Raw genomic sequence first — 23,484 nt, 5'->3', positions numbered from 1 at the left:
TCACTTCCCCTGCCGGAGGTTGTTCCCTCATTCCATCATTCCATCATTCCATCATTCGTAATGCATGTTGAACGAAGGACTTAGCGTGCATTGTCGGTGCCGTGCGAGCGAGCCTTATGTGCTTCACGCGCTTCGGCTTGTGCCGCCGACAGTGCCTTGTGAAGCTGTGCCGTATCCATTGCAGCAGCCGTTTCCGTCAATTCGGTCCAATTCCCATTTTGACGAATGAGACCTGCCTTCATCAAGCGGCCGATAGCACGCTTGAATGCTGACTTGCTAATGCCAAAGCGCTGCTTCACAATATCGGCAGGCGTCTCATCGGAATATGGCATTGTGCCGTTCGGACGCTCCTTCAAGAAGGTGAACAAGCGTTCAGCATCTTGATCCATGCCGACTTCTTTGCGTTCTGCCATCGTAACGTTAACGCGGCCATCCTCACGCACATGCGTAATACGAACACGGACAGACTCACCTAGACGAAGCAGGCGCGGACGAAGCGATTCATGTATGAATCCAATAACACCTTCTCCAACAGGCGCGCCGTCTACCACTACGAACGTTCCCATCTTGAGAGGACGGTACACGACCGCATCGCGCCATGTGTTGTTCCAAGACTCAGGAGCTGCGAACATATAAGGAACCAAATCATCTTCACGAGCTGGCAGTGCAATAAGTCGTCCGTAGCGATCTTGTTCCATACGGACATATACCTCATCGCCAACCTTCGGATGAAGTGGCTCAAACTCGGGAAGCTCTCCCTTCGGAAGCAGCAGCTGACGTCCAATCCCCATCTCCAGGAAGCAGCCATACTTCGGATGAATATCCGCAACCGTAAGCTTAGCAACCTCTCCTAGTGTCAACAGCGGACGCTTCATTGTCGCAGCAATGCGATCTTCCGTGTCATAATATAAAAACACTTCCACGTAATCACCAGGCTCTACTTTGCCCGTAAGCTCTGTATAATGCAGCAACACGTCCTGCTCTCCGTTCGTCAAGAAATATCCGTACGGAGATACTTCACGGTCGATTATTAATCGTTGAATCGTTCCTGCTTCCCAAATCATGCAAACTCCACAACTTTCGCATCGGACCACAGCTTCTCAATGTTGTAGTACTCGCGTTCTTCGCGGTGGAACACGTGCACGATTACGTCGCCCAAATCAATGAGAACCCAGCGTGCGGAATCAAATCCTTCTGTACCACGCACATGTCCGCCTACCTCATGCACACGCTTGCGAATTTCGTTCGTAATCGCTTGAACTTGTGTATCTGAGTTCCCGTGGCAGATTACGAAATAATCTGCAATGAGGGAAATGCCTTGCAGGTCAAGCGCAATAAGATCCATCGCTTTCTTATCTTCAGCCGCACTTACGGCGATTTCGAGCAAGTCCTTAATGTTGATTGCCATTCAATTACCTCCACATTGTGTTTAAAAACCATTCTTATTCTTGTATTTCCTAAGTCCATTTCACTGATTATGTTGCTGACTGTTCAAGTTCTGTATCCAGTTCGAGGATCAGCCCATTGCGAGCATGGATCGTCAGCGGGAATACCCGGCGTCGGCGCTCAATCAAGAATCGAATGGTCGAGTCAAATCCGGCAATTAACGCCGCATTTAGATTCTGCTCCGCCAGTTCACGTATATGATAAACTCCAGGGAAATCCCGCCCCGGCTCGATGTAATCTGCCAGACATACGACCTTATCCAGCAAGGTCATCTTCTCTCTGCCGGAAGTATGGTACTTGATTGCATCCAGTATTTCTACATCTTCAATTCCATATTCATGCTGCGCCACATGTGCGCCCACAGGCGCATGCCATAATTGCTTGTCATACTCCAGCAATTCGGATGGCATGTTATGTTCCCGAATCATCTGTTCCATTCGATCTGTCTGCCAGTACTTTGCTACATCGTGCAGTATGGCCGCGATATCCGCCTTATTCGGGTCTGCTCCATACTTCTTGGCCAGTTGAACGGCTGTTGTCATAACCCCTTGCGTATGCTGCCACCTTACAGCTGGCATCTGGGATTGTACAGCCTCAATCAGTTGTTCGCGCGTCCGATTCATATAGACCCCACCTTGCTATATACTGTTGAACCTCGTCCGGCACAATATACTTGATCGATCGCCCTTCGGCCAATCGCTGCCGAATATCGGTCGATGAGATATCCATCTGCGGCATCTCGCTCTCGATGAGCCGAGAAGACCACGCAGCAGGCAGCTTGGCAGCATCCCAGCTTGATCCAGGACGATGCAATCCAACAAATTGAATCTGCTCCATCAGCTCATCGATGTGATGCCACTGGGGCAAGTAAGCGACCATATCGCCGCCGATAATCCACGCCCACTTGACATCGGGATACTCCCGGCGCAGCCCATGGACAGTGTCTAGCGTGTAGGATACACCGCCATGCTTAATCTCCCAGTCGCACACTCGAAAATGCGGATTACTTTGCACCGCCAGCCTCGCCATTTCCAAGCGCTGCTCCGCAGAAGCAGCTGGTCGATGCGCTTTATGCGGCGGCACATGCGCTGGCATGAACCATACCTCATCTAAGGAAGCTGTCTCCCTAGCGCATTCCGCTGCCACTAGATGCCCGAGATGAATAGGGTCAAAAGTCCCGCCCATGATCCCTACGAACTTCATTCGGTAGCCCTCCAGTGATCGTTATGGCAGTTCAATCTGCTTGTTATCTGTCGATTCCTTGTACAGCACGATCGTTTTGCCAATGACTTGAACAAGTTCGGATCCGGAGCGTGAAGCAAGCTCCTCTGCGATTTCGCGCGGATCATCCAAACAATTGTTCAATACCGATACTTTCATCAATTCGCGTTTCTCGATTGCATCCTCAACGTGACGTACGAGTTGATCATTCATACCGCCTTTTCCCACTTGGAAAATAGGCTGCAGATGATGTGCAAGAGAGCGAAGATAGCGTTTTTGTTTACCCGTTAGCATATAAGTTTAACCTGCCTTATCTATTCATGAGTGATAGTATTGAGTCTTCTTTCCATGTCTGGAACGTGCGACTCCTTCGTGCCTAAATGTCTTCTGTATTAGAGTATCCACATCTTGAAATTAGGATTGCAGCGTCTCAAGTACGCGCTGCCGCATAAGCGCTGTCGGCGCCTTCAAGCCTGTCCACAATTCAAATGCGATCGCCCCTTGATGAACGAACATGCCGAGCCCATTATGAATCCGGCACCCCTTCGCCTTTGCTGCTTGCAGCAGGGCTGTTTCCAGTGGATTATAGATGATGTCACTTACAAGCATGTGAGCTTGCAGCCATTCCGCGGACACGGGTGACGCCTCTATATGGGGATGCATACCGACGGAAGTTGTCTGAATGACGATGTCAACATCGTGCGGCGCAATTGCAGGCGCATCGCCCAACATCACTGCTCTTACATTGCCGAATCCTGACAAATCGTCCGCAAGTGACTGCGCTCGCTCCACCGTACGATTTGCAATGATGAGCTCCTTGCAGCCCTCTGTAAGAAGAGCGTGCGCAATCCCCCGAGCCGCACCGCCAGCCCCTATAATTACAATGCGGGAGGATGGGATATCTGCTTGCATCTCTTCCTTCAAGGAACGAACATATCCAAGACCATCCGTGTTGTAACCATGCAGCTTGCCGTCACGTTGAACAATCGTATTGACCGCACCAATCACCTGAGCGCTGCCATCAATCTCATCCAAATAAGCCATCACCCGCTCCTTGTGCGGAATGGTGACGTTCACCCCTCCGAGACCAAGTGCGCGAATTCCTGCTACGGCATATTCAAGCTGTTCTGGCCTTACATGAAATGCAGTATATATCCCGTTCACGTCCATCGCCTGCAAGGCTGCATTGTGCATGAGCGGCGACTTGGAATGTGCAATCGGATCCCCGATTACCGCATACACCTTGGAACTGCTATTCATGTTCATTACAAGATTGTTCGAATATGATGCATCCTTATCCGGCATGAACCCCATCCCCCTGCTAATTGACTGTCTCTTCTCTTTCGAAAATTAAATTAAGGAGTGGCGTGCCAGCACCTTAACTCCCTTAGGCGCATGGATCTCAACCAGCGCGCCAGTTGTACCGTTGCACTTGATCCAGCCCAAGCCGGAAATGAACACGTCTGTCTCTCCTCCACGCCCAATGCGAAGCTGGTGCTTCGTCCATGCTGGAAGCTCGTCAATTCGTTCGCGAGTCGGTGGAGCGAGCAGCTCGCCGCGGTGATCACGATAGAGCTCGTCCGCACGTTCCAGCTTCGTCCGATGGATCGGAAGATCGTTCGACAAGTAGCAAGTGAAGGATTGACGCTCGCCTTCCACGAAATCAAATCGAGCGAACGCGCCAAAGAACAGCGTTTGCCCTTCATTTAATTGGTATACCAGTGGCTTCAATGATTTGTCCGGCAGCAGGGAAGATAAGTCCTCACGGCTCGCAAGCTCCGTCAAGCGGCTCTTGTACACAATCCCCGGTGTATCAATGATATGCTTCCCGTCGTCAAGGGGGATATGGATCATATCAAGTGTCGTCCCCGGGTAGCGAGAAGTGGTAAGCTCGCCATCCAAATCGCTATAGTCCCGAATCAAGCGATTAATTAATGTTGACTTGCCTACATTCGTTGCACCAACGACATAGACATCGCGATTGCCGCGCCACTCGGAAACCTGATCGATCAACCGGTCGAAGCCAAGATTGCGCTTCGCGCTCACGAGCGCAATGTCTACAATCCGAATGCCGTGTTCCTTCGCTTGGCGCTGTACCCAATTGATGATGCGATTCCAATTCGTTACCTTCGGCAGCAAATCGATTTTGTTCACGACGAGCAGTACTGGGTTAGTCCCCACAAATCGCTGCAAGCCGGAAATAATACTGCCGTCAAAGTCGAATAGATCGACAATGTGTATGACGAGCGCGTCTTCCTCGCCGATACGTCCCAATAGGCGAAGAAACTCGTCCTGATCGAATGCGACGGATATTGCTTCATTATAATTTTTTATCCGAAAGCAGCGCTGGCAAATTACAGGCGTCCGTTCCAACGCTTTTGCCGGCACGTACCCGGATGCTTCCGGACTCTCCGTTTGCAGAGCTGTACCGCAGCCGCTGCATTTCCGTGCCATTTGTTCTTCTGTCAATGTCGTTCCTCCTCGTGCCACATTCCTTTTTTACGAAAACGTTTCGTTACGATGCGTTCGACTCGCCGATTAATGCGTGTCATCCAACCCTCATCTTGGATTGCGATTGGATCAACTAATATCGTATACATCCCGATGCGGTTGCCTCCGAGCACATCGGTCAACATTTGATCTCCAACTACCACCGCTTGCTCAGGTGTCAGCCCCATCAGCTTCAATGCTTGATGAAAGGCCCGTTGCGAAGGCTTCCGTGCTGAATTCACAAACGGAATATTGAGCGGCGTCGCAAACCGGGATACTCGCGGATGATCGTTATTCGACACAATCACCACTTGAAACCCCATTTGCTGGGCTTGTTCAAGCCAAGCCGTTAATTCGGGCGTTGCCAAAGGTTCCTTCGCGCCTACAAGCGTATTATCCAAATCCGTAATAATTCCCTTGTATCCTTTGTCCATCAGCTCCGCAAGGTTAATATCGTACACCGTACGAACCCGAAGACGGGGAATAAGCCTTTCCAACAAAGCGGTCACCTCGTTTTCATACGAAAAACTATACCATATTCTTTGTTTTTCGTGCAAAAAAAAGCCGTTCCTATGCGGAACGACTTTCATTTGCCACATTTACGGATACATCTTCCTCGCATTGGATTCGCAAAAACAACTACTTATTGGAAAATGGTCACATGCTATATAACCTGTTATCCGATGTGTTTGTACGCCCGAATTGCTTCTTTCAGTTGCTTCACATCTGATTCCATTACAGGATGCCCGCCATACTTCGCCTGCTCGAACTTATTGACGATCACTGCCGCTGGAGCGCTTCTGCCCTCTCGCTGATCCGACCATCTCTTGGCAGCTTCGCGTACAGTCTCATGCGCTCCCTTGCGCATGCCCTTCCATCTGCAATAGCTTAGCCACAAGTCTGTATGCAAAATGATCTGTTCCTTGTAGGTTAAATTACGCTTCAGCAGCCAGAAGAACCGCAGGGAGAAGCCGATCGTTCTCCATTTCCACAATAATAGAAGAAAACATACGGCCGCCATCACGATAACAATCCACTTCGCCCCCTGAACGAGCCAAGCTGGAAGTGATGCGTCTTGCCGCTCCTGCTTCGGTTCTGGCTTCTTCTCCTCTTGCTTCTCTTCCGGCTTCTGTTCTTCCTTCTTCTCTGGCTCCGGCTTCTTCTCTTCCTGTTGCAGACGCGGATAGGTGAAGCCAGGCGTCGGCTCAAACGCAACCCAGCCATAGTCACCCATGTATACTTCGACCCAGGAATGAGCCTCTGCATTCGTCACCTGATACGTGCCAGCTCCACTGTCCTGCGATTGCTCGGCCAGCTCATGAGTGGGAGCGTCCCCGTTCTGACGCGTTCCTGGTGCGTATCCCTTCACCCAGCGTGTTGGGATGCCAGCAGAACGAAGAAGAATGGCCATCGATGTTGAGAAGTGATCGCAATACCCTTCCTTGATTTCGAACAAAAAGGCATCGACGAAATCCTCGCTCTTGCGCAAGGATAAATTCGGCGCATTCGTATATCGATACTGCGTACGCAAATAATTTTCTACCTTTTTTACCTTGTCGTAATAGTTAGTTTCGTCATGTGTTAATTCCTGCGCCAAATCCTTGACTCGCTGCGGAAGCGTATTTGGAATTTGCAAATATCTCTGGAATCGATCCGCATCTGTAGATATTGTCTGTGATGACTTGCGCAAATCTTCCTCGGTAAAAATCGGGACTCGCGAAGTTAGAGTGTAGCTAGTCGGGTATTTATCTGTCTTCGGATCTTCATACCTGACTTCCCCTTCCTGCTCGTTCCAACGCAGAACCGCCTCAAGAGAATTACTAATTGACTCTACCGACTCGATCATTCCTAAACCGAATAACACGGGATACAAGTCCTTATTTTGCATCGTAATTGTTTGTTGAATCATTCTTGCAGGAATGTTTCGAGCAGGCTGATCCGCTGCTGTGAGCTGTTGTCGAAGACTAAAAATGGGATTTCGTCTTGGTGTTTTATCCCAGCCCTGTCCAGTGTACCAGTCCTTTGATTCCCCTCTCCAGTAGCCGCGCATTTCCGTTGTTACGGACATAACAGGCATATAGTCCATGTTAAAGCCATTGCCCAGCTCTGCATCCGAATGGCTGTATCCGGACGTGCTCGTACGAGCTCCGCTCCCGCTACCCGTCACTTTTGATACGAGATCCGACATCGGGTTATTCCCATCGCCATAGCGATTGCTCCAAGCGGTATACGGGTCCGTCAAGATTGGCTTGACTTCTGGTACACTAACCCCTACAGAAATAATGAGAGAAATCACGAACACAGCGAGCAGCCCCATTTGCAGCGGGTAACGTACGGATCCGCGCCATATGTTCGGATAGTCCGTGTTCATTTGTTTATAGTGAATACAAATGAGCCAAATCAATGACGCGCCAACAATCCACGCCACCTGCATCCACAATATTTCGTCGGTAAATGAATCCAGTATGCCGAAGATCATAATTTGGACGAGCAGCCATAAGAGAACACGCGCCTTGCCTTGCACGAGCACTACAAGAGATTCGCAGCATAACCACAGTCCTAGCAGAAACCAGATGTAAGGGTGAAATTGAAGGAGCTTGTCCCACCGTTCACCACCATCTATCCATATATCAAATTGTACGAGATTCCGATACACGATATAGCATAAAGCTGGGAGGGCAATGATCAGTCTGCCTATGAATTGGCATGGGAAGAGCATAACTGCACCCCATAATCCAATCATGAACATGCGCGACATGGCTAACGTCTCGTCGTACCAATACGGTTCCAGCATGACAAGCCATTGCCAGACCATCACAATCATACAGGTCCAGATCATCCGCTCTGTCCAATAGGAGGATAACCACACTTGTATTCGATCATCTGCAGCCTTCTGTACGGTTGAGGTACGTGAAGGAGCGGAGTACGGCTGTTCCGTCTTCATGCGGCCCCACCTCCTAGAAGCTTCGGCAGATCTTGTACTTGAGACAAGGAAATGTAGTGCAAGCGCTGAGAGGCCAGCAAGCGTATAAGAGAGTGACTCCTCTCGTTATGCGGGGCTGACACCTCTTCCTTCACATGAATAAAGCTCCCGGAACACCCCAGCTTCGATAATGTCCGCGTATATATCAACACATCTGAAGAGGCATGTCCGCTAATGAAAGCAAGTGAGGCTCCGTGAAGCATCGATGCATGCCCAGTAAGTGCTGCAAGCAATTGTTCTTGCTCTTCTGATGATTCCAGCTGCACAGTAGACATCCATTGTCGAAATACAGCAATTTCTGGTTTGGCCTGATCAGCCGTCCACCAATTCAATCGCTCCCCGATAGCCGCCACATAGGTTGGGCGTTGACACTGAGCACCGTATTGTACAAGAGATGCCATCGTAGATACAGCAACTTCAAATTTTTCATCCGCCACTGTTTTATTTCCCTCATAGGAAAGTGAACGGCAATCCAACACAACAATGATAGGCGATTGGGACTCTGGATCGAACTGTCTTGTCTTCAAAATCCCCGTCTTCGCAGTTGCATTCCAGTGAATGCGAGATAATTTATCTCCGTACACATACTCACGCACACCGTTCTGTTGTGAAGATTCTCTGTGATGACGGACAGAAGATGCTGCATGCACACCATGACCTACCTGTCGCTCCGCATGTGTCCACCTCGGAATAGGAATGACAGTTGGCATCACATAGAAGGCGGATGGCGCATTCAAGCTTCCACTCTGCTCGAACAACCCGAACAGATCCTTGGAGCTGCATAACGCTGGAGCAAATTCATAATATCCTCTTGCCAAAGACGGAGTCCGGTAAGTGACTGCAGCCGAACGGCCAGCGCCTAAGGCAACTGCAGACTCCATCGTATTACAACGGTTGCCGAAACGGCAGAGCTCATCACGGACAACGAGGTAAGGAATGGGCAGCCAACCTGGTACAGTGACTCGGATGTTAACGTATAATTGCGAATTGGCGGGAAAGAAGACCCCTGATCCGTCGCCAAGCACTCTTGTTCCCCGTACGTTGCGAATGCCGCCAATTAACACTACACCCCAATATACGAGCAGCACAGTCGCCATAGCTAGCAGCATGACTGACGTCTTGCCGCCTTGAAATAAGAAATAGAACAAACACGAGACGTACATGCTGGCAACCGATATAATCGTTCGCTTGCGAGCCCCTTTGCGCTGCCACATACGTTGCGAATGGCTCATATGCTACGTCCCCAATCGGATTGGTACACGTACACGTTCCGTAATACCGCTTACAATATGCTGGGCTGAAATGCCCTCCATTTTTGCCTCCATGCGCAATACAATCCGGTGCGTCAATACAAAAGGAAGCAGTTCCTTCACATCATCAGGCGTAACGAAATTCCGCTCATGCATCCATGCTCTCGCCTTCGCAGCCTGCATCAAGGCAACGGAAGCGCGCGGGCTTGCTCCGAGCAGGACATGTGCTTGTTCACGTGTAGCCCGCACGATCTCAATCATATAGGCCGCGACTGCATCATCCACATATACATTGCGAACTTCCTCCTGCATCAGCTTGATGGAAGCAATATCCGTGACGGTCTCCGCTCTCTCCGATGGCAGACCTTCCGCATGGCGAATCAGCATCGTACGCTCTGTCTGCTCATCCGGATACCCCAGCTTAAGCTTGAACATGAAACGATCCAGCTGTGCTTCCGGAAGTACATAAGTACCTTCGAATTCAATCGGATTTTGTGTAGCAAACATAACGAAAGGTGAAGGAAGAGAGAAGGTCTCCCCATCTACCGTAATATGATGTTCCTCCATTGCTTCCAGCAATGCAGATTGTGTCTTTGTAGTAGCACGGTTAATTTCGTCTACCAGCAGGACATTCGCCATGATTGGGCCTGGACGATAGACAAATTGCTGATCCTTAGGATGGAAGATGAATACACCTGTAATATCTGTTGGAAGCAAATCTGGATTGCACTGCACTCGCCGAAATAAACCATCCATCGTACGAGCTAACGATTTGACGAGCTGGGTCTTGCCAGTCCCGGGAACATCTTCAATAAGAACGTGTCCTCCGGCCAGCATCGCTGTCAGCAGAAGTTCAATTTCTTGGGATTTACCTAAAATACATCGTTCCAATGTCGATTGCATCTTTCGCATTAGGGCATGCAATGATTGGTAGGATGACATGGCAACGACCTCCTATTGGGTTCATTCATTATTTTGTAGAAGAATTAGTAACTTTCCACGTGATAACGTTTTAAAAATACATGCATTTTTTCATTTTACACCATTCAAGGGACAACGTACATGTCCATTCATGGTGAATCTTGTCAAATATCTTCGTTTTATCCGCTAAACAATGGATTGTGATCACCAACAAAAAAAGCTCTGACACCATCGAAATAGCGTCAGAACTTTGCATGTATCCTTATTCGATTGACGATATCTGAATTGAACTTCCACTCATCCCTTAGGCCGAATGACAAGAGCAGCTAAAAAGGAAAACACAATCGCAGCGGAAATGCCCGCACTTGTTGTCTTGAACATGCCGCTGACAGGTGCTACCCACCCGGAAGCTTTAATCTCGGTTAAGGCTCCGTGTACAAGGGAGTTGCCGAAGCTCGTAATCGGAACGGTAACCCCTGCTCCTGCAAATTTAATAAGCGGCTCATACCAGCCAAGCCCGTCGATAATCGCTCCTGCGACAACAAGGATCGTCATCGTGTGCGCCGGAGTCAGCTTGGCAACATCGAACATGAGCTGACCGATTACACAGATTAATCCGCCTATGACAAATGCCCACACATATATCATCCTGCTTCATCCCTTCATTTCAATCGTTACTGCGTGCGCGATGCAAGGAATCGTCTCCCCTTGCTGGAAGGATAGTGGCGAGAGCAGCGCTCCCGTAGCAGCTACAAGCACACGTCTCAGCTTCCGATCGCGCAAACGCTTCAGAATGTGGCCATATGTAACGACTGCCGAGCATCCGCAGCCACTGCCCCCTGCTTGTACGGCCTGCTTGTTCAAGTCATAGACCATAAGGCCACAATCATTGAAAGTTGTCCGCTCCATATGCAATCCGTTCTGTTGGAACAGATCATTAGCAATCGACAGACCGATGGATGCCAAGTCGCCCGTGACAATCAAGTCATAATCCTGAGGCTTGCGATCTAGATCGCTTAAGTGGGTCTGGATGGTATCGACTGCGGCTGGAGCCATTGCCGCCCCCATATTGAATGGATCCTTAATTCCGAGATCGACAATCTTGCCAATCGTAGCTGCAATCACACGAGGCATGGATGAGTATTGCTTCTCTGCCTTGGCAACTACAGCTGCTCCAGCACCTGTTACTGTATATTGCGCCGTAGGCGGCTTCTGGGAACCATATTCGGTCGGATAGCGGAACTGCTTCTCCGCTGTGCAGTTATGGCTGCAAGTAGCTGCCATAACCTTGTTCGCATTGCCCGAATCTACAAGCAGAGAGGCAATCGCAAGCGATTCCATCGATGTCGAACAAGCACCAAACACGCCAATATAAGGAACTCCCAGGGTACGCGCTGCGAAGGAATTGCTAATAATCTGATTAAGCAAATCCCCGCCGACAAAAAAGTTCAGATCGTCCTGCGTAATATGGGAATTTACAATTGCAAGCTGCGTCGCCTGCTCCAATAGTTTACGTTCGGCTTTCTCCCAGCTTTTCTCCTGCATATCAAGCGTATCATGTATATAATCAAAGTCAGCAGCGAGCGGCCCTTCTCCTTCATCAGGACCCACAACTGTTGCCGTACCAATGATCGCTGGCTCACTCTGGAATCGCCATGTATGACGTCCGATTTGCATCCAAATCCCCCTTCCTCATGCATGCGTTCATAATGCAGCAGCAAGTCAATGCTGGAGTCCAAAGATCAAATAAATCAACGCAACGAAGAACGCCGCTACGGTTCCGAACACGACGACCGACCCTGCCAATTTGAATATGTTCGCTCCTACCCCCAGCACTAAGCCCTCACTGCGATGCTCCAATGCCGCCGAACACATGGAATTGGCGAAGCCAGTAACCGGGACGGCCGTACCCGCGCCAGCCCACTGTGCGATTTTGTCGTATACGCCGAAGCATGTAAGAATGACGGACAGTAAAATTAAGGTGACGACTGTCGGGTTACCTGCCTCCTTCTCACTCATGCCCAAATACGTCATATATAGCTGCTGGATAACTTGTCCAATCAAACAAATCGTACCGCCAACGAGGAACGCACGAATGCAATTTTTGCCTACCGTCCGCGCGGGCTCTCGTCGACTGGCGATTTGCTTGTACTCTTGCTCAGAAAGCGTCCAATTTCCTGATTTCCATTTCGGTGTTCCGGATTTCGTTGATGACGCCATATCTCCACCTCCTGCAACATACTTGTGTAGCATTCATCATTTCACATGCATCATCATTCCTACACAGTATTTGTCTTTTGGAGATGGAATATGTCATGTATCTCATACTGCCTTCATGCACAGCCTACAACAGTCGCTGCAGGTGCAGCAGAAGCAAGCAAATAGCGAGCAGGACGAACAGAACAAGCACAATACAGCTAAATAACGGTACCATGACCCTGTTATCCAAATTCACTCTTCCTCTCTGCATTACTGGATACGGCCCTATGCGATACATTAGTGTATGCAGTTCCTGATATTCCGCTACAAGCTAAGGAAGAATAGCCTTCAGGATGTCCATATTCGGGGGATTCGTTTATTCGCTATACAAATAAACGCCCCAGTCCCCCTCAGCACAGAGGCTGAGTTTATGGGCCTGAAAGGCGCTTACTCGTATCAACCACTATTCTATTTCGTAAATCGAATCGTTCCGAAGCATTCTGGCATGTGGAAATTAACTGCACCTGTCGGAGCCCAAGCATCATAAGTGCGAGCACCAAGCTTATCTTGATCAATTCGGAACCAGTTAAGACGGAAATGAGAGCCCACTTCTGGTGTAGTACATTCCAAGTCCTCAAAGCGAATCGCCAATTCATATATCACTCTGCGTACTGGAACATTGACATACGACACAGAGGATAGCAGATGCTCGGCATTCCATTCCGGATGGAAGCCCTTCGGTTCCCCAGGATTGTTCGTAATGTAAGCATCGAATATCACATTATGCGGACTTACATTAAATTCATAATAAGCACGGCCATCCCCGTCAGGATCAATGAAGCACTCTACTACATCCGCCTCGTACAAAGGGTCATCCCGGTCAGTATATGGGCTGACGATGTAATCATCCTCGCATTCAAATTGCATATGGAACGTCGTATCTGTCCAGCAAGCCCTCACCTTCGTCTGTTGGCGTGGAGCTGCCCCCGTTACTACATCTACTAGCTCTACCGAATCCGTTAAGCTCCAATCTGGCGTACCGCTTGGCATATAGGTACATGGATAGTCCAGCGGTCTACGCAAATCATTCTCTGTATGTTGCATTCCTTGATGCTTAGCCGATGTCATTCGCTCTCTCTCCTTATGCTCTATCATTGTTGTCCTAGCACAAGTGTAATCGATTTCTATTGAAATAGGTATCACGTGTTAGCCAACAAGCAATAGAATATGTCGTATGTAAATAAGAGATTGCGACATCGTGCTCCATCCGCTCACACCAAAAAGAGCCGCAAGGCAATCCTCGCTGCTCTGTTCGGTTTTTCGATTTCTTCATGACCAGGCTCACCTTATTTGTACTGATCAATCTCGCTTCACTTTATAAAACTCATGATACAGCTTCATAAGCGCCCGCTTCTCTATCCGTGACACATACGAACGTGAGATTCCTAATTCCTTCGCAATCTCCCGCTGTGTGCGCTCATCGCCGCCTCCATCTAATCCGAACCGCCCCCGGATAACTTCCTGCTCCCGTTCATCCAAAATATCCAGATTGCGATAAATTTTGCTCTTCTCGATCTTAAGCTGCACCTTCTCGACGACCTCATCGCTTTCCGTTCCAAGTATGTCAATTAATGTAATTTCATTACCTTCCTTGTCAGTCCCAATTGGATCATGCAGCGATACATCCTTGCGTGTCTTCTTCAGCGAACGAAGATGCATCAGTATCTCATTTTCTATACAGCGAGCTGCGAAAGTAGCCAGCTTCGTCCCCTTATTCGGCTGAAAGCTCTCGATCGCTTTAATCAATCCAATCGTGCCGATCGAGATCAGATCCTCAAGATCCTCGCCGGTATTATCGAACTTCTTCACGATGTGGGCAACAAGCCTTAAGTTATGTTCAACCAACATATTTCTCGAATGTGCATTCCCTTCTGCCATCAAGCGCAAATGCTTCATTTCTTCTTCTTCCGCTAATGGCTGGGGGAACGCGTTATTTTTAACATAGGATACCAATAAGGAAATCTGCTTAATGAACATGGCGATCGTCGACAAAAACCCAAGCATTACTCCACCTCCTAAGACGTAAACACCCTTATGATTTATCCGATTGAGAACGTTACATTCTATGTGGGCAGCCGCCTATGCGTGCCTGTACGGGGGAAAAGAATATGGCGCAATTCAAAAGGTAAAGCCACGGATCACAGCGTGGAAATAATGCTGCGTCCATGGCTATATATTTGCGAAGTATCAGTTCTTTTTGCTGTAGTCGAATGTAAACTTCACGGGCGTCGACATTCCCTCTATCCAGAGATAGGCGTCGTTCGTTCCCTTTAGATTCCCGACAAGCTTGATCGAAAATTGGAATCTTCCAGTTTCCGAGCTTGTCGTCTGGCCTTCGTACCGGACTTTCCCTTTCGAATCGAGCACTTTCAAATTCACTTTGGACTGGCTTCCACTCATCACCAGACCATCGATCGTTAATTTCCCTGCATCCACATCTATCAGAGCTCTTGCGCCATCAATCGGTGTGACCGCATTGCTTCCCGCAAGATTATATACACCAAATTCATAGAAGGAATATCCGTATTCCGTATTTTTTTGAACGCCTTGGAATTTGACGTACCTAGCTGTGACTGGATCAAAATGAACGGTTTCTTTTCCGGCATGCGCAGTAATGATTCCGTCATTGTCCTTGATCACACTGGTCCAATTCTGATTATCATCGGAGACAAGGAGTTTGTAGGTTTTAGCCCGGGCATTCTCCCAGTCGATGCTAACCGTATCGAATTCCTTGGATTCGCCAAGATCGACTTGGAACCAGGTGTCATCCACATAAGCGCTCGACCATCTTGTCGAAGAGAATCCGTCTACCGCATTTTCCGGCGCCAATCTCGCAAGGGAGCCTTCTACGGAAGAAGCAGTTGCTGGTTTATTTTCCGCCAGATTACCAACGAGGCTATAAACCTCTTCTTTCAGCGCGGCGTAAGCCGTATTCGAAATAATATGGTCTACCGACAATTGATCTAGTTTCACATTGAAGCCTTTTAAGTATTTGTCAAACTGGCCCGCATCTGTTCCTTCAAAACGTTTCATCAGTTCTAGATAATTGTTCAGCGAACGAGGGGCTTCAGCTGTCGTAAACTGATTCTGTTCTGCGAATCGATCCACATGTGTTTTCATCGTATCGGCGGTCGCTACCGCTCTGATGATGTAAGTCGTCGTCTTGTATTTGGCAGCGGCCACAGTGACGACCAGTTGATGTTTATCCGGTTTTCCCGCCAGATCAAATGGTGTTTCCGGGGTGTAAGGTTTGCCATCAATCAAGACTGTTACCTTCGCCAATCCGCTTCCATCGTCGTCTTTGATTTTCCACGTAATTTGAAGAATTTCCGAGTCCGGTATGTTCATATCACCATTTAAAATTTGTCCGTTAATGAATATATCCGCCTCCGGTGCCGGGCTATTGTGGACGACGTATGTTCCGTTTAAATATTGATACAGCCAGTCATACATTAAACGCAAACTTGGATCCTTGCTTACTCCTAAGTTGTAAACGGCATTATTTCCTTGGTAATAAGCTCTAAAGCCATTTTGCATCAAGCCGGTTGTGGCACCGCTGTTCAAATAGTCGATAAAACGCTCGCGGAGTACGGCGTCCGTCAGCATACCGTCATCAAACTCGATTTCATTCCCCATCCCGTACCGCTTTGCATTATTCGCAGCATCCTCCAGACGGTCAACATCCATTCCACCGAAGAAGTAATTCGGCTGATAAGCAGCAGCATCTATTCCAACGTCTTTCCACATATACATTTTGTATGCCAAAGAGTGAGGAATCCAGAACACCTTCAAATTCATGGCATGTACTTTTTCACTCATCATTCGAGCCGTGTCTGGTCCCGTTTCACCTATATCGATTTGTTCTGGCAGCCAGTACATACCGACAAGCTCAAGATTTGAATAGTTCGCAGCATCCCATCTTTGCTGGACCTGATCGAGCCACCATTGTATCGCTTTTCCCCTGTTTTCAAGCGCTTTATCTCTACCGACAACGGATTCGTTAAAATTCAAGGAACCCGTACCGTCAATGTCGCCAAAATCGGTTAAGGATCCCCCTGGATCCGGAATCATTAACACAACCTTCTCTTTATGATCAGGCTGGTTCAGCTTGGCTCCGACTTCCTTGGTAGCCTCATTCAAGTTCTGCATATCCCCCGTGGCCGCAAAAGTTTTATCTAAATACCATTTCCAGTCTTCTAAGTTCGTTTGCCCTAGGCCGTAATCGCGGCCAGCAGGTGAAGCAAGCCCGAGATATAAAATGCCATCAAAAAGCCAATCAGTAGGCTCGCCATCCTTATTCACATAACTGATGTTAGGAATAATCCGCTCCTTGCTCCAATCACCCAAACCATTTGCATACTGTCCGTTATACAGCAAATTCAGATTCCGGATCCCAGCTGTCGCTTCACCCGGCTCCAGAAAATGAGGCTGCTCAGTAGGAACGGTTACTGCCCCGTCTACCTTGCCGTCCGTACCCGTTATTTCAACTTCGTCAATGTATTCCCATTGTGAAGGATGCATCGTAAAGATGACTTTCACGTAACGGGCATAAGCCAGCCTGCCTTCCGTTTTCCCGCCATTGATTCCGTCTCGGCTCCCGTCCCATATAAAGGTCTCCTGTCTAGGCGGCCCTGACCCCCAGAGCAGCTGAGTGGCGTTATGAGAGAGCAATCCCCAATTCTCCTTATCGTCGGAGACATACATCGATACCTCTAGCGGTACGAGGATAGAGTTTGTGGGGAAATCCTGAAAAAAGCGGGCTGATATCTTGCCGATCGACTTTGCCTCGCCCAAATCGAACACGACTTCACGTGCTTTTCCGCGCACATGTCCTACCCACGCTGGGTAATTCCTATCCAATTCTCCATATTTTCCATCCGTAAGCTTATGGCCGTCGTCCGGATGCGATGCGTCCGGCTGTTCAGACCATTCATAGGGAATACCTAGCGCGAGATTGCGGAATTTCGTCTGATCCTCTGATGATGCTGCTTTTTGATGTACATCCTGTGTTTGATTTGCCTGATCCATTGCCGGCCCTCCGTCATCCGTTGATTGTTCCAATAATTGTGAATTTCCCGCATCATTCCCTTCTGTCTGGATCGCATCTTCCGTCTCTGTTATGGTCACTGTCGGAACAGTTGACTTCGCCTGTGCCACAGAAACTGAGGTCAGCAGCAATACAGCTGCAATCAGGATCGATCCCCATTTTTTATTCAAATTCATTAATCCAGCTCCTCTTCTTATATTATTAAGTGCAGAAATTGCAGAAACCTTTACACCCCTTTCTCTGTTCTGGATGAACTCTCGATTTTTGATCCCTCCTTTCGCAGCATCCGGCATAAACCATTTGGGATCACCTCCAGAAAAAGGAACCTAAAATCCCCAAAACGAGTGAGCGGTAGCTGAGTAAAGATGTACCTGCGTATCAGCCTTCCAAAAACAGTGCTTAGTTAGCGCTTTCAAAATAGAAGGAGTGTTTCGCCTGTTGATCATTTGGAACGCGATCATGGCCCTATACATTGGAATATGGCTGAAAATTGCTTCCGCATGCGTTCATGATAGAGGGGGACTTGCAGGAGAACAAGCAACATAATTTGATACACTGCGCAATTTTTTTCATACGCCATACGAGAACTACTGTCTGTAAAAATACGAAAACTGATATTTTAAAAAAGGCCGGGTCCGAACTGGACACGGCCTATAAGAACCTATATCATTCCACGTGAACTCATTGATTTGACTCAGGCACAGTCACTTCTGTTTGAAGATCCTCATCGTTTATCTTTGTATGAATTTCGGGAGCAGTGTTGTTGTCAGCAATAAATTGGGCGTCCGCCCAATCTCCGTGATCATTGCCAATTCCATCGCCAGCATCGGTAACGATTAACTTTACTTGTTTCTTTCCACTAATATCAACATCAACAAATTTGGCTGGAGTGTCTCGTCTCATCGTCCCGCTGTCAAACAATTTTTCACCATCGGCCCATACTTGAAAAACTATGGATCCGCTATCGTTATTGTGTGATTCGTGATCAAGGCCTACGTAGCTTTGAAAGCGATCATACCCTTTCCCGGCAATGTCGTAAATGATTTCTGAATTCGCATGCGTTCCAATTCCTTTATCATAGGTGACAATGCCCGAATCAGTTAACAATTTAATCGGGTTCCCTCCGACACTAGCATCTCGATGAATCGTTCCCCAGCCAGTCGTCGCATAAATCCACGGAAGGTCGCTTACATACAATTGTGGAGTGATTTTAAAATGAATCTTATACGTTTTCGTCACTGATCCATCTGCCGAGGTTACCGTAATCACGGTGGTACCCGGAAGTTGATCAGCTGGTGAAATATTTACCTGAACATCGCTATTGGCCGGAATGACTTCCACCGTAGGCACATCCGTTATCGTGCCTTCCAAAAATGTCATGTAGTAATCTTGCGTTACCTGATCAAAGCTTGTGAAAGATTCCCCGTTGATCCTGATGTCATCTACCAACACCTCTTTCAACAACTTAGCTCCCGCCCAATCAGCATGTGTTGCACTATTGCCGACAGCACCGTCTATTACTTCCAACGTAAGAACATCGACAGTAGAAACATCAATATTGATATGCTGGGGCTCCGCATTATCTTTTATTACACCACTATCATAGAGCTTTTGCCCGTCTCCCCACACTCGAAAGATGACAGAGCTCCCTTGAGTTTCACTGTCTAGGCCAATATCAGAGATAAACCTTGCAAAGTGTTTGCCAATATAATAGGAAACTTTAGAGTAAGCATGGACGCCTAACCCTTTTTCATACCCTTTACCGTTCAGCGTAATCATATTGCCATCTCCTTGACCACTCCCGCCAACACTTGTATCCTTTTCAACCGGACCCCAACCGTTTGTAACATTGCCGAAAAACTGCATGTCGCTAATAAACGCATCGTCCGTCGGAGGAGAGGATGGAACTTGCACGGAAAATCCTGAGCGTACATGCCCCTGATTTCCGCCACCAGAATTGAACACGGCATCCGCTGAAAGGTGGTTCCAGCCAACCACAGCGTCTTGAGGAGCCGTCACCGCCCAACTCACCGTAACGGAACTGTTATTGCCTTGCGGTGGCATGTTATTAACTGTGGTGGCCGAACTGGGGATTGCTTCCCATCCTGCTGGCACTTGCAGGTTGAGATTCAGGTTATGGACAGCAGCCCTTCCATAATTGGTCATCGTTGTTGTGATCGTTTTGGTCTCACCTGGGGCAATAATCGAAGGTCCGTCAAACGATATACCAACAGCGGAAGGCGCCTGGTTCGGTGTTCCCGTTGCAACACGGTAGGTAACCGCTGAAAATGGTGCAACGTCGGAGACAATTTTGCTGGCGTAACTCATTTTTTCACCAGTCCAATCGTCTTCAGCCAAGTAAACCGGAGCATGTTTGAAACCTAATTTTTCCGGTTCAGCAGTGATTGTTGTCGCTGCAGTAGTCCGGTTGACCAATGTAATCATTTTGCTTCCATTAGATAACGATTTCACCCAAACTTCCTTGCCGTCATTATTGACAACACGCTCAAACCCGTCCGTTGAAATCACATTGCTCGTTTCAGGACTGATGCGATACATCATAATCCCGCGAGCCGGGACAGAAGCACTGATTTTGTCAGTGGTCGTTGTTGTTTCATGTGCCCAAAGATCTCGAACCGTGTAGGTTTGATTGTCTACAGACGGGGTTATGCCCAATTGGCTCAAACTTATCTCCATATTTGTCGGAGCACCATTCGCGTTGAAGAACAATACGGCTTTGTCCCCATTAGCCATCGGTTTCAACAATACATAAGTACCGTCGTTTTGCTGCTTGATGGGACGTCCCTGGAATCCGATTGGATCCTGATTCACCGCAGTCACTTCACCATTGGCGTAAATATCTAAAATTTCTTGGGGGGCATTCAGTAAATCGGTGCCCGAGAGCAATGGCGCAGCCATTATGGACCAAAGACCAAATTCGGTTCGATATTCTTCTAGATTCTTGCCCCCGTTGCCGATTTCCAACATATCGGGATCATTCCAATAGCCCGGACCGGCATACGGATACAGTTCCATATTCCGAAGGATATGGACTAACATTCTTTCATACGAATCACTGATATCACCAGTAACCCGCCACAGATTGCCTACTTGCTTGCCCCATTCCCACGGATTTTCGTTTCCTCCAACGCTCATACTGAAAACAATGTCCCGTCCTGTAGCTGCAAGCGCATCGCGCATCTTCACATAGCGTTCCTGTAGCGGTTGACCCAGTGGGTCGCCACAATTATCATATTTTAAATAGTCGATTCCCCATTCGGCAAAACGTTGGGCATCCTTCTCTTCATAATTGAGACTCCCCGGATACCACGCACAAGTCCTATTCCCTGCGCTTGCGTAAATGCCCATTTTCAGACCGAGAGAGTGAACATAATCGGCGACTTCCTTAATCCCGTCTGGAAACTTTGCCGGATCGGGAACCAAATTGCCGTTTTCATCGCGCTCACTAAGCATCCAACAATCATCGAGATTAACGTATTGGTAGCCCGCTTCTTTCATCCCGGAATCAACCATCTTTTTAGCCGTTTCCTTCACGAGAACGGCATTCACGTCACAATGAAAGGCGTTCCAGCCATTCCAGCCCATCGGAGGCGTTTGCGCAAGCCCATTGTCAAGCGCAAAGGCTTGCGAATAATTGAACCCTAACAAACCAATGCACAGCACAAACAAAAACAAAAGCTTTACTAACGACTTTCGTAACCAAGGGTTGTTCATTATAACTATCATCCTTTCTTTTTTCTTGTCCGGATTGCCAAATGCAACAGTCGGTATAAGAACAGACCAAGCCCCCTTTCTTCTTTACAACGATTTTCTCTGTCCGGGCAAATACTCGATTTTGATCCCCCTTTCATGAAATCCGGAATAAAATAATTTGTAAGCGATTTCAAATTTTTCTTAAAGATGATAGTTAGAAATCAAGTGAGGCAGGTCGGTGATGCAGACGGGTAAAAGCATAGTTGCTAGTTTCCTAATCCTTCAGACGTTTAAGAGAATTTCGGCCATCAATCGCATCGCCCACGCTCCAAATAGCAGGGTGAAATGTGACAACGATCGGACCCATTTCACTGGAAGTTGAGTGAATTAGGTACATGATTGGCATTTCACTCGCGGTAATCTGGTAACTACTGTATATCCTATACGATTGTATAATTAATGATCTGGTAATATCGTTCGTGTTATTCAGCTTATTTTCCGTTATTATTAGAACATGAGCTTAAAGAGAAGTAAGTTGTAATGGCTGCTGTAGAACGAACTATAACTATTGGAGGGGGATTTTTTATAAAAAGAATGTAGCACACTCAGTTGAATCGAATAATAAAGCAGTGCAGATGTATCTTGATTGTGGATTAGGATATAAACGAGTTACAAAGGATTTGAGTATTTCAGAGGCCTTAATAAGACGCTGGGTTAAATATTATGAAAATGAAGACATATCTGGGCTAGAAGAGAAACGTGAGAAATCAAAAAGTTTGATCAAAGGTAGGCCGAGAAAGAACCCACTAAGGTCTGAAGAATTATTTAGACTAAGTGCGGAGAATGAATACTTAAAAAGCTTTGTGCGCTTCAAAAGTCGGAAAGAAAACCGTAAGCAAAATCGCCCAATATGCCGTTATGGAGCAACTCTCAGTCAAGGAATATAGCATCTCAATGCTTTGTGAGATCGCCCATGTATCCAGAAGTGGATGTTACAAATGGCAGCGAAGACGTGGTACGTTTCATTTAAACAACTGGAAGATCAATTATTAAAGGAAGAAATATTAGAAGGGCATCACCGCTTACGTGGTAATTTAGGACATCCACGAATGCAAATTTGGTTGAAGAAGACGTATGGTATACACCAAGCAAATCTCGTAGTACCTTGAATAATAGCCCCTTAACCCTACACTATCACCAATAGATCCATGTCTTTCCTAGTATATTATTCTCTAAAAAAGATTGACCCTATTATAGCAGGTGCGATCCCATATTTTCTTGCGTACTGTTTAATATCTCTGCTATTACTTCTTAAAGCACCTGTCGCATCATTCATCAAATATTAGGAATATTTTACTATGTCAGAAACTCTGATCGAATCATACTCAGTGGCTTATTATTTGCATAGCTATAAACAAATTCAGGAATATAAGTGGAATTAGTTATATTTCTGCTACCCCACATAATCACAAGCACCCAAGTAACACCCTATAATTTCATACGAGGTTGATGAAGGTTTAGTTCTTTCGAGACATGCCGACCGATTCATTCGGCACTGGATGGGGGACACAATCAAAAAAAAGGAAAACCACATGGAGTTGTTACACTCGCATGTGGTCATATAGATTCAACTATTTACCATATTGCTCTAATTAATTTTATCAAGTCATAGTCATAAATACTGAGGTAGCTATTTGGCGTAAAGTAATTTCTAAAAGATGCTCTTCTGATTGGATATACTATTTCCCATTTATCCACATTAAGATCGGCATATAAAACATTAGTTTCCTTATCTTCTTTGAAATGTTCAACTTCACCAATTAGAAGGAATCTGTTCTCTACTTCAAACCAATTAAAATCAAACTCCTTATTAGCTAGGTACTTATTGGGACTATTTCGGAATACCATTACAGCAAGATCTTCTTCTAAATGTGAATTAGTATCTGTTTTTGCAATCCAGCCTGTTTCAAGCACATATTTAGATTCTGTTACACAAATATAATTTCCGGCTTCTAATTTTTGTTGTGCATCTTCGAGTTTAACTGCAAATTTTATTGGAATAAAGTTCAATAAAATTGATATTGTTAATACAGATAACGTTATAGAGAATACTACCCTCTTCACTCCCCTAAATTTATCCAACACCATAACAT

20 protein-coding genes are annotated in these 23,484 nt (G+C 47.2%); 1 reads left to right on the top strand and 19 read right to left on the bottom strand.

All coding sequences use genetic code 11. The features are described 5' to 3' along the window. Positions 1-80: 80 nt before the first annotated feature. The 18 genes from ABN764_RS17545 to ABN764_RS17460 all read right to left on the bottom strand — a co-directional run bounded on the left by ABN764_RS17545 (position 81) and on the right by ABN764_RS17460 (position 21,352). Positions 81-1,064 carry a CvfB family protein gene (locus ABN764_RS17545; protein ID WP_174810699.1) on the bottom strand — a complete coding sequence of 328 codons (984 nt, stop codon included), beginning with the start codon at positions 1,062-1,064 and terminating at the stop codon, positions 81-83. Beyond that, the gene (rsfS, locus tag ABN764_RS17540) at positions 1,061-1,408 is read right to left on the bottom strand and encodes a ribosome silencing factor (protein WP_268624547.1); all 348 of its coding nucleotides are present in this window, start codon (positions 1,406-1,408) and stop codon (positions 1,061-1,063) included. Before rsfS ends, ABN764_RS17545 begins: the two co-directional genes overlap by 4 nt. A 67-nt stretch (positions 1,409-1,475) precedes the next feature. Further along, positions 1,476-2,069: a bis(5'-nucleosyl)-tetraphosphatase (symmetrical) YqeK gene (gene yqeK, locus ABN764_RS17535; protein ID WP_446672646.1), complete on the bottom strand. Its 594-nt coding sequence runs from the start codon at positions 2,067-2,069 to the stop codon at positions 1,476-1,478. Further along, a complete protein-coding gene (gene nadD, locus ABN764_RS17530; protein ID WP_021256852.1) occupies positions 2,041-2,649 on the bottom strand; it encodes a nicotinate-nucleotide adenylyltransferase in 609 nt (202 codons plus the stop codon). The genes yqeK and nadD overlap by 29 nt, the downstream gene beginning before the upstream one ends. 21 nt (positions 2,650-2,670) lie before the next feature. Next, positions 2,671-2,961, bottom strand: a complete 291-nt coding sequence (yhbY, locus tag ABN764_RS17525) for a ribosome assembly RNA-binding protein YhbY (protein WP_446672645.1) — start codon at positions 2,959-2,961, stop codon at positions 2,671-2,673. A gap of 120 nt (positions 2,962-3,081) precedes the next feature. After that, positions 3,082-3,972: a shikimate dehydrogenase gene (gene aroE, locus ABN764_RS17520; protein ID WP_268624549.1), complete on the bottom strand. Its 891-nt coding sequence runs from the start codon at positions 3,970-3,972 to the stop codon at positions 3,082-3,084. Positions 3,973-4,017: 45 nt separating this feature from the next. Continuing rightward, positions 4,018-5,121 carry a ribosome biogenesis GTPase YqeH gene (gene yqeH, locus ABN764_RS17515; protein ID WP_036618494.1) on the bottom strand — a complete coding sequence of 368 codons (1,104 nt, stop codon included), beginning with the start codon at positions 5,119-5,121 and terminating at the stop codon, positions 4,018-4,020. 11 nt (positions 5,122-5,132) lie between these two features. Next, the gene (locus ABN764_RS17510; protein WP_028531308.1) at positions 5,133-5,657 is read right to left on the bottom strand and encodes a YqeG family HAD IIIA-type phosphatase; all 525 of its coding nucleotides are present in this window, start codon (positions 5,655-5,657) and stop codon (positions 5,133-5,135) included. 176 nt (positions 5,658-5,833) lie between these two features. Next, positions 5,834-8,101: a transglutaminase TgpA family protein gene (locus ABN764_RS17505; RefSeq protein ID WP_446672644.1), complete on the bottom strand. Its 2,268-nt coding sequence runs from the start codon at positions 8,099-8,101 to the stop codon at positions 5,834-5,836. Next, a complete protein-coding gene (locus ABN764_RS17500) occupies positions 8,098-9,372 on the bottom strand; it encodes a DUF58 domain-containing protein (protein ID WP_446672643.1) in 1,275 nt (424 codons plus the stop codon). The genes ABN764_RS17505 and ABN764_RS17500 overlap by 4 nt, the downstream gene beginning before the upstream one ends. Before the next feature lie 3 nt (positions 9,373-9,375). Further along, entirely contained in the window at positions 9,376-10,332 is a 957-nt protein-coding gene (locus tag ABN764_RS17495; RefSeq protein ID WP_446672642.1) for an AAA family ATPase, read from the bottom strand. A gap of 276 nt (positions 10,333-10,608) precedes the next feature. Then, on the bottom strand, positions 10,609-10,959 hold the full coding sequence (gene spoVAE / locus ABN764_RS17490) for a stage V sporulation protein AE (RefSeq protein ID WP_021256860.1): 351 nt from the start codon (positions 10,957-10,959) through the stop codon (positions 10,609-10,611). Positions 10,960-10,965: 6 nt separating this feature from the next. Continuing rightward, positions 10,966-11,988, bottom strand: coding sequence for a stage V sporulation protein AD (spoVAD, locus tag ABN764_RS17485; RefSeq protein ID WP_446672641.1), 1,023 nt, complete (start codon positions 11,986-11,988; stop codon positions 10,966-10,968). A gap of 45 nt (positions 11,989-12,033) precedes the next feature. Beyond that, positions 12,034-12,531 (bottom strand): stage V sporulation protein AC, encoded by a 498-nt coding sequence (gene spoVAC, locus ABN764_RS17480; protein ID WP_021256862.1) that lies wholly within the window; start codon positions 12,529-12,531, stop codon positions 12,034-12,036. A gap of 447 nt (positions 12,532-12,978) precedes the next feature. Beyond that, the gene (locus ABN764_RS17475) at positions 12,979-13,638 is read right to left on the bottom strand and encodes a carbohydrate-binding family 9-like protein (protein WP_072728933.1); all 660 of its coding nucleotides are present in this window, start codon (positions 13,636-13,638) and stop codon (positions 12,979-12,981) included. A gap of 231 nt (positions 13,639-13,869) precedes the next feature. Then, positions 13,870-14,574: an RNA polymerase sporulation sigma factor SigK gene (gene sigK / locus ABN764_RS17470; protein WP_044355087.1), complete on the bottom strand. Its 705-nt coding sequence runs from the start codon at positions 14,572-14,574 to the stop codon at positions 13,870-13,872. A gap of 183 nt (positions 14,575-14,757) precedes the next feature. Further along, the gene (locus ABN764_RS17465) at positions 14,758-17,793 is read right to left on the bottom strand and encodes a DUF4855 domain-containing protein (protein ID WP_446672640.1); all 3,036 of its coding nucleotides are present in this window, start codon (positions 17,791-17,793) and stop codon (positions 14,758-14,760) included. 505 nt (positions 17,794-18,298) lie between these two features. After that, on the bottom strand, positions 18,299-21,352 hold the full coding sequence (locus ABN764_RS17460; RefSeq protein ID WP_446672639.1) for an NPCBM/NEW2 domain-containing protein: 3,054 nt from the start codon (positions 21,350-21,352) through the stop codon (positions 18,299-18,301). A 557-nt stretch (positions 21,353-21,909) separates the two neighbouring features. Here ABN764_RS17460 and ABN764_RS29565 point away from each other — a divergent pair. Further along, a complete protein-coding gene (locus ABN764_RS29565) occupies positions 21,910-22,278 on the top strand; it encodes a transposase (protein ID WP_512699560.1) in 369 nt (122 codons plus the stop codon). Between the two features lie 688 nt (positions 22,279-22,966). Here ABN764_RS29565 and ABN764_RS17455 read toward each other — a convergent pair. Then, complete coding sequence (locus ABN764_RS17455) at positions 22,967-23,479, bottom strand: hypothetical protein (protein WP_446672638.1); 513 nt, start codon at positions 23,477-23,479, stop codon at positions 22,967-22,969. Between the last annotated feature and the right edge of the window lie 5 nt (positions 23,480-23,484).

It is taken from the genome of Paenibacillus wuxiensis, from assembly GCF_040195695.1.
Classification (GTDB): domain Bacteria; phylum Bacillota; class Bacilli; order Paenibacillales; family Paenibacillaceae; genus Paenibacillus_B; species Paenibacillus_B suaedae.
Note: the sequence above shows the minus strand (reverse complement) of the source record. Positions and strands in the feature narration are given on the sequence as shown.

What these genes read in the sequence shown, in the direction of transcription:
- ABN764_RS17500 (WP_446672643.1), bottom strand. Translation starts at nt 9,372, where the DNA reads ATGAGCCATTCGCAACGTATGTGGCAGCGCAAAGGGGCTCGCAAGCGA.
- spoVAE (WP_021256860.1), bottom strand. Translation starts at nt 10,959, where the DNA reads ATGATATATGTGTGGGCATTTGTCATAGGCGGATTAATCTGTGTAATC.
- rsfS (WP_268624547.1), bottom strand. Translation starts at nt 1,408, where the DNA reads ATGGCAATCAACATTAAGGACTTGCTCGAAATCGCCGTAAGTGCGGCT.
- spoVAC (WP_021256862.1), bottom strand. Translation starts at nt 12,531, where the DNA reads ATGGCGTCATCAACGAAATCCGGAACACCGAAATGGAAATCAGGAAAT.
- nadD (WP_021256852.1), bottom strand. Translation starts at nt 2,649, where the DNA reads ATGAAGTTCGTAGGGATCATGGGCGGGACTTTTGACCCTATTCATCTC.
- yqeH (WP_036618494.1), bottom strand. Translation starts at nt 5,121, where the DNA reads ATGGCACGGAAATGCAGCGGCTGCGGTACAGCTCTGCAAACGGAGAGT.
- yqeK (WP_446672646.1), bottom strand. Translation starts at nt 2,069, where the DNA reads ATGAATCGGACGCGCGAACAACTGATTGAGGCTGTACAATCCCAGATG.
- ABN764_RS17505 (WP_446672644.1), bottom strand. Translation starts at nt 8,101, where the DNA reads ATGAAGACGGAACAGCCGTACTCCGCTCCTTCACGTACCTCAACCGTA.
- ABN764_RS17545 (WP_174810699.1), bottom strand. Translation starts at nt 1,064, where the DNA reads ATGATTTGGGAAGCAGGAACGATTCAACGATTAATAATCGACCGTGAA.
- ABN764_RS17455 (WP_446672638.1), bottom strand. Translation starts at nt 23,479, where the DNA reads ATGGTGTTGGATAAATTTAGGGGAGTGAAGAGGGTAGTATTCTCTATA.
- spoVAD (WP_446672641.1), bottom strand. Translation starts at nt 11,988, where the DNA reads ATGCAAATCGGACGTCATACATGGCGATTCCAGAGTGAGCCAGCGATC.
- yhbY (WP_446672645.1), bottom strand. Translation starts at nt 2,961, where the DNA reads ATGCTAACGGGTAAACAAAAACGCTATCTTCGCTCTCTTGCACATCAT.
- ABN764_RS17475 (WP_072728933.1), bottom strand. Translation starts at nt 13,638, where the DNA reads ATGACATCGGCTAAGCATCAAGGAATGCAACATACAGAGAATGATTTG.
- ABN764_RS17460 (WP_446672639.1), bottom strand. Translation starts at nt 21,352, where the DNA reads ATGAACAACCCTTGGTTACGAAAGTCGTTAGTAAAGCTTTTGTTTTTG.
- ABN764_RS17495 (WP_446672642.1), bottom strand. Translation starts at nt 10,332, where the DNA reads ATGTCATCCTACCAATCATTGCATGCCCTAATGCGAAAGATGCAATCG.
- aroE (WP_268624549.1), bottom strand. Translation starts at nt 3,972, where the DNA reads ATGCCGGATAAGGATGCATCATATTCGAACAATCTTGTAATGAACATG.
- ABN764_RS17465 (WP_446672640.1), bottom strand. Translation starts at nt 17,793, where the DNA reads ATGAATTTGAATAAAAAATGGGGATCGATCCTGATTGCAGCTGTATTG.
- sigK (WP_044355087.1), bottom strand. Translation starts at nt 14,574, where the DNA reads ATGCTTGGGTTTTTGTCGACGATCGCCATGTTCATTAAGCAGATTTCC.